Origin of the sequence: Streptomyces sp. DH12, assembly GCF_020873895.1 — a bacterium.
Taxonomy (GTDB): domain Bacteria; phylum Actinomycetota; class Actinomycetes; order Streptomycetales; family Streptomycetaceae; genus Streptomyces.
In genome coordinates, this window is sequence record NZ_JAHWGT010000150.1 from 1 (window position 1) to 901 (window position 901).

Genomic DNA, 901 nt, shown 5'->3' on the forward strand with positions numbered 1-901 from the left:
CATGCCGACCGGCCAGGCCACCAGACCCGCGCCCGCCCCGTACCCGAGAACGAGCCGGACGACGTTCCGCCGGTCCTTCACACCGAGGGCCATCATGCCGACGCCGTAGCTGAGCGTGGCGCCGAAGACCGAGCCCAGGACGGTGGCCGTGTCCTCCCCGCCGGGTCCGTGCCGGCTGAGGACGAGGGCGGTGACGGCGAGCGCGGCGGTCACGGCGCCGAGCGCCCACAGCAGCCGCAGCGGCTGGGGTCGCCGGCCGCACGTCCAGTCCAGGGCGCGGGAGGCGGTCACCATGGCCAGCGCGACATGCGCCGCGACCGGCACCATCAGCAGCAGCGCGAACCGCGCCTCCACATGGCCGAAGGCGGTCACACCGATCACCGTCGGCTCGGACAGCGCGATGAAGTGGAACGACCACCGCGTGTACGTCTCCACCTTGGCGGGCGTGCTCTTGCGCCCCCACCAGCCGCCCGGGCCGCCCATCCACCGCTCCTGTCCGTAACCGATGTCCTGCCGCCGCACCCGTCACCGTGGTGCGCGCGGCCGTCCCTGACCCTGCCTGCGCCTCAGCGCCGCGGCTCCCAGCGGAACCGCCGCCGTACAGCAAACACCGCCAGGGCGGTCCAGGCCAGGGCGATCACGAGGGCCCCGAGGGACTCCCCGGCCGTGAGGTCGCCGGTCCAGCCACCGCGCACCAGACTGACGACCGGGGTCAGCGGCAGCAGCTCGCAGACCGACGCCAGACGGTCCGGGAACAGTTCCAGCGGGACGAACATTCCGGAGCCCAGCATCGACACGATCAGCAGCGGCATGGGCGTGACCTGGGCGCTCTCGCCGGTGCGCGTCCAGCTCGCGGTGACGGCGGCGAGCGCCGCGCTGAGCACGAGGCCCAGCAGCAGCC

General features: G+C 73.8%; 2 pseudogenes. Both read right to left on the minus strand.

The features are described 5' to 3' along the window. A pseudogene (locus LPA54_RS33125) lies at positions 1 to 483 on the minus strand (sensor histidine kinase); the annotation flags it as partial. 83 nt (positions 484 to 566) lie between these two features. Beyond that, positions 567 to 901, minus strand: a pseudogene (locus LPA54_RS33130) (ABC transporter permease); the annotation flags it as partial.